At 47.4% G+C, this 2806-nt stretch carries 2 protein-coding genes and 1 pseudogene; 2 read left to right on the top strand and 1 reads right to left on the bottom strand.

The genetic code is table 11. The features are described from left to right. Positions 1-867, bottom strand: a pseudogene (locus Q0256_RS08610) (glutamine--fructose-6-phosphate transaminase (isomerizing)); the annotation flags it as partial. A gap of 141 nt (positions 868-1008) precedes the next feature. Here Q0256_RS08610 and mqnE point away from each other — a divergent pair. Both mqnE and Q0256_RS08600 read left to right on the top strand, forming a co-directional pair. Further along, positions 1009-2091: an aminofutalosine synthase MqnE gene (gene mqnE / locus Q0256_RS08605; protein WP_297962237.1), complete on the top strand. Its 1083-nt coding sequence runs from the start codon at positions 1009-1011 to the stop codon at positions 2089-2091. A gap of 18 nt (positions 2092-2109) precedes the next feature. Further along, on the top strand, positions 2110-2806 hold a 697-nt coding region (locus Q0256_RS08600; RefSeq protein ID WP_297962235.1), incomplete at its 3' end, for an NCS2 family permease.

Genomic DNA, 2806 nt, shown 5'->3' with positions numbered 1-2806 from the left:
AAACATCGCCGCATCAAGTTCGTCAAATTTTATCTTACCGCCCTTGATCACGCGCCCCATCATCGCTTCGGTTACGACTTGCGCTTGCTCGTAAATTTCTTTTTCCATAAAAAATCTAAAGCCCTCTTTTTGCGCGTAGCCTTTATCTTTCGGAAGCTCACTAAAGGCGCAATTATGCGGTTTAGAGTTTTTAAAAACGTCGATTTGCCCAAGCTTTGCAACGCCGTAAATTTGATCATCCAGATACGCGGCCGTATTCGCAAGCCCGATGAGCGGAGCGTCCGATGAGCTAAAGAAAATTTCGTTTTTATCGTTTTTTGCGACGATCAGCGGAGCTGCGTTTTTAGCAAAGAAAATTTCGCCCGGAGCGGCCTTGGTGATCAAAAGCGTTGCGTATGCGCCTTTTAGCCGTTTAATTGTGGCTTCATATGCCTTAAATGCGTCGTTGCTAGCCTTGAAATTTTTCTCGAAAAGATGCACGATCACTTCGGTATCGGTCTGGCTTAAAAATTTCACGCCGTCCGCTTCGAGCTCGTCCTTTAGCTCGATGTAGTTTTCGATGATGCCGTTATGCACGACGAAGCTAAAATCTCCAAAATGCGGATGCGCGTTAAGCTCAGTAGGCTTTCCGTGCGTCGCCCAGCGAGTATGTCCGATCGCAACGCCAAAGCCTTGCGAAGTGAAATCTTTCATCTTTTCTTCGAGATTATTTAACTTGCCGACCGCTTTGAAATACTTTATATTCGCACTCTCATCCATCACGGCAAGCCCAGCGCTATCGTATCCGCGATATTCGAGTTCCTTTAGTCCGTTTATTATGATTTTTTTCTTTTCGGCGTTTCCTATGTAGCCTACGATTCCACACATTTTGCTTTCCTTGTTTAAAATTTGGCGTCCATTTTACTACGCTATTTTAAATTAACGAAATTCGGCTCTAAATTTAGTCCGCTTATCCGTTTTGTAAGCAAAAAATTATATAATTAGCACAAAATTTGGCTTGGGAAATCGATGGAAATTTTAGAAAAACTACAAAGCGGCGAGAGACTAAATTACGAAGACGGCGTAAAATTATGGGATCTGGATCTTTTTGATCTGGGCAAATTCGCCTTTGCTATTCGCAAAGAAAAAAACGGCAAAAACGTCTATTTCAACGCAAATCGTCATATCAATCCTTCGAATTTATGCGCAGATACCTGTAAATTTTGCGCATTTTCGGCGCACCGCAAGAACAAAAACGCCTACACGATGAGCGATGATGAGATCATGCGTATCGTGGACGAGACGGTAGCGCGCGGCACGAAGGAGATTCATATCGTAAGCTCGCACAACCCATTCGTTACGCCGCAGCAATATTTGGGAATTTTCAAAGCGATAAAGCAAAAATATCCGCTTCTGCATATCAAGGCGATGACCGCGGCGGAGATCGATTACTGGCGGCGAAAGTGGAAGATGAGCTACGAAGAGACGATAGAGCTGATGATGCAAAGCGGCGTGGATTCGATGCCCGGCGGCGGCGCCGAAATTTTTGACGAACGGATCAGGGATCAAATTTGCAAAGGCAAGGTCTCAAGCGAGCAGTGGCTACGTATCCATTCGCTGTGGCATGCGCGCGGGCGTCAGAGCAACGCCACGATGCTCTTTGGCCATATCGAAAGCCGCGAGCACCGCATCGATCACATCTTGCGCATCCGTGCGCTGCAAGATGAGAGCCTCTCTCGCGCTAACGGCGGCGGTTTCAACGCCTTCATCCCACTCGTGTATCAGCGCGAGAACAACTACCTGGACGTGAAGGGCTTTTTGGGCTCGGTCGAAATTTTAAAAACGATCGCGATTAGTAGAATTTTGCTCGACAACGTCGCGCATATCAAGGCGTATTGGGCGACCTCGACCTTAAATTTAGCTCTCGTAGCGCAGGATTTCGGCGCGGACGATCTTGACGGCACGATTGAAAACGAAAGCATTCAAAGTAGCGCCGGCGCCGGTAGCAAAAAAGGGCAGAGCAAGCGCGATTTTATCGATATGATCGGCACTGCGGGCTTTGTGCCAGTCGAGCGCGATAGCTTGTATAATCAGATCGAAATTTACGAATAAATTCTAAAGGAGGAGCAAGTGGAGAAATTCTTTCATCTCGCCGCGGCAAAAACGTCGGTAAAACAGGAGCTTATCGCAGGGCTTACTACGTTTTTGGCGATGATTTACATCGTGCCGGTAAACGCTAACATTATGAGCATCGCAGGCATGCCGTTTGATGCGCTGGTTACGGCAACCGCGCTTATTACGATAATCGCGACGCTATTTAACGGGCTTTTTGCGAATACCCCCGTAGCGCTTAGCGTCGGCATGGGGCTAAATGCGTATTTTACCTTTGCGTTGTGCGTGGATGCGAAGATGCCGTGGCAGAGTGCACTTGGCATCGTAGCGATAAGCGGGGCGCTTTTTACCGTGCTTTCGTTTACGAACTTTCGCGTTTGGGTTATCAAATCTATCCCGCTTGATCTGCGTCGCGCCATAAGTGCGGGTATCGGGGCTTTCATCTGCTTCATCGGACTTAAACAGATGGGTGTCATCGCGCCTAGTCAGGCGACGCTAGTAACTTTAGGAAATTTAAAAGATCTAAATGTTTTGCTTGGAATTTTAGGCTTAGCGGTTGTGCTCGTGCTTTTCGTGCTTAGAATCAAGGCGGCGTTTATCTTAAGCATTTTGATTACTTCGTGCGTTGCGTGGGTGGCTGGAATTTCGCCCGCACCGCATGGCATAGTAAGCGCACCAAGCGGCATAACGCCGATATTTGCTAAGCTAGATATCC

Origin of the sequence: uncultured Campylobacter sp. (assembly GCF_937949835.1) — a bacterium.
In the GTDB taxonomy this organism is placed as follows: Bacteria; Campylobacterota; Campylobacteria; order Campylobacterales; family Campylobacteraceae; genus Campylobacter_B.
This window is presented reverse-complemented; position numbering and strand designations above follow the sequence as displayed.